This window comes from Streptomyces ipomoeae 91-03, assembly GCF_000317595.1.
Classification (GTDB): Bacteria; Actinomycetota; Actinomycetes; order Streptomycetales; family Streptomycetaceae; genus Streptomyces; species Streptomyces ipomoeae.
Genome location: NZ_AEJC01000062.1, coordinates 1 through 2,438, shown reverse-complemented (window position 1 = coordinate 2,438; position 2,438 = coordinate 1). Strand labels below are relative to the sequence as shown.

Genomic DNA, 2,438 nt, shown 5'->3' with positions numbered 1-2,438 from the left:
CATCCGCGTGTGTGCGTTACGCCGCCAGCTTGGCCAGCGTCGCGTCGATCCTCGCCAGCGTCTTCTCCTTGCCCAGGATCTCCAAGGACTCGAAGAGGGGGAGGCCGACGGTGCGGCCGGTGACGGCCACGCGGACGGGGGCCTGGGCCTTGCCGAGCTTGAGGCCGTGGACCTCGCCGGCGGCCAGGACGGCCTCCTTCAGCGACTCCGCGGAGGTCCAGTCGGCCGACTCCAGCTTCTCGCGAGCGGTCCTCAGCAGAGCGTCGCTGCCCTCCTTCATGGCCTTGGTCCAGCTCGCCTCGTCCTCGACCGGCTCCGGCAGGAACAGGAAGTCGACGTTGTCGGTGATCTCCGACAGGACCTTCAGACGGGTCTGGGCGTGCGGGGCGATGGCCTGCCACTTGGCCTCGTCGAAGTCCTCCGGCGCCCAGGGGGCGAAGGGGGCCTTCAGCCAGGGCTCGCAGCGCTCGGTGAACTCCTTCACACCCAGCATGCGGATGTGGTCGGCGTTGATCGCCTCGCACTTCTTCAGGTCGAAGCGGGCCGGATTGGGGTTCACGTCGGCGATGTCGAAGGCGGCGACCATCTCCTCGATCGTGAAGATGTCCTTGTCCGCCGAGAGCGACCAGCCGAGCAGGGAGAGGTAGTTGAGCAGGCCCTCGGGCAGGAAGCCGCGCTCCCGGTAGAGGTTCAGGCTCGACTGCGGGTCGCGCTTGGAGAGCTTCTTGTTGCCCTCGCCCATCACATACGGCAGGTGGCCGAAGGACGGGATCTCCTTGGCGACGCCCAGCTCGATCAGCGCCTTGTAGAGGGCGATCTGACGGGGCGTCGAGGAGAGCAGGTCCTCGCCGCGCAGGACGTGGGTGATCTCCATCAGGGCGTCGTCGACCGGGTTGACGAGCGTGTAGAGCGGGGCGCCGTTCGCGCGGACGATGCCGTAGTCCGGCACGTTCTCCGGGGTGAAGGTCAGCTCGCCGCGGACCAGGTCCGTGAAAGTGATCGTCTCGTCGGGCATCCGGAAGCGGACGATCGACTCACGGCCCTCGGCCTCGTACTGGGCCTTCTGCTCGGGCGTGACCTCGCGGCACTTGCCGTCGTAGCCGGAGGGCCGGCCGGCGGCGCGGGCGGCCTCGCGGCGCTCCTCCAGCTCCGAGGCGGTGCAGTAGCAGTGGTACGCGTGGCCGGCGTCCAGGAGCTTCTGGGCGACCTCCTTGTAGATGTCCATCCGCTGCGACTGGCGGTACGGCGCGTGCGGGCCGCCGACCTCGGGGCCCTCGTCCCAGGTGAAGCCCAGCCAGCGCAGCGAGTCCAGGAGCTGCTCGTAGGACTCCTCGGAGTCACGGGCCGCGTCGGTGTCCTCGATGCGGAAGACGAACGTGCCGCCGGTGTGGCGGGCGAACGCCCAGTTGAACAGGGCCGTGCGGACCAGGCCCACATGGGGGTTGCCGGTCGGGGACGGACAGAAACGTACGCGGACGGAGCCGTTAGCCACGCTTGATCACCTTGTTGGTGAGAGTGCCGATGCCTTCGATGGTGACGGCGACCTCGTCGCCGACGGTGAGGGGGCCGACCCCTGCCGGGGTGCCCGTGAGGATGACGTCGCCCGGGAGCAGGGTCATGGCCTCGGTGATGTTGACGATCAGATCCTCGATCGAGTGGATCATCTCGCTCGTACGGCCGAGCTGACGCTGCTGGCCGTTGACGGTGAGCTGGATGGTCAGGTCGCTCGGGTCGAGGTCGGTCTCCACCCAGGGGCCGAGGGGGCAGGAGGTGTCGAAGCCCTTGGCCCGGGCCCACTGCTTCTCGCGCTTCTGGACGTCACGGGCGGTGATGTCGTTGGCGCAGGTGTAGCCGAAGATCACGTCCTTGACGCGTTCGCGCGGGACCTCGCGGCACATGCGGCCGATGACCACGGCCAGCTCGGCCTCGTGGTGGAGGTCCTCGGAGAAGGTCGGGTACTGGATCTCGTCGCCGGGGCCGATCACCGAGGTGGCGGGCTTGAAGAAGGCGAAGGGGGCGTCGGGGACCTCGTTGCCGAGCTCGCGGGCGTGCTCGGCGTAGTTGCGGCCGAAGGCCACGACCTTGTTGGGGAGCACCGGCGGCAGCAGCCTGACCCTTGTTTTCGAGTCGAGAGGGGCCAGCGGGACCTTCGTACCGGAGAGCTCGAAGTCCGCGAACGGAATGCCCTTGATGATGTCGAGCACGAGCTCGTCCGGCTTGTCGCCCTCGACCGCGCCGAAGGCGACGTTCCCGTCGATGGAGAATCTGGCGATGCGCACGGGATCCTTGCGCCCCTTAAGTGAGTGAATGAGTGAGTGACCGACCCGGCTGGTCCGGCTGGAGTCTGACACTCCAGGCTAGCGCGGGCAGGGGCGCCCGCCTCGCGCATTAACGGCGTACGCGTCTCGCGCATCAGCGGCGTACGTATGACGAAGGGC

General features: G+C 68.1%; 2 protein-coding genes. Both read right to left on the bottom strand.

The genetic code is table 11. From position 1 onward, the window contains the following. Nucleotides 1-16: 16 nt before the first annotated feature. On the bottom strand, nucleotides 17-1,492 hold the full coding sequence (gltX, locus tag STRIP9103_RS04055) for a glutamate--tRNA ligase (RefSeq protein WP_009298150.1): 1,476 nt from the start codon (nucleotides 1,490-1,492) through the stop codon (nucleotides 17-19). Beyond that, nucleotides 1,485-2,279, bottom strand: a complete 795-nt coding sequence (locus STRIP9103_RS04050; RefSeq protein WP_009298149.1) for a fumarylacetoacetate hydrolase family protein — start codon at nucleotides 2,277-2,279, stop codon at nucleotides 1,485-1,487. The genes gltX and STRIP9103_RS04050 overlap by 8 nt, the downstream gene beginning before the upstream one ends. Between the last annotated feature and the right edge of the window lie 159 nt (nucleotides 2,280-2,438).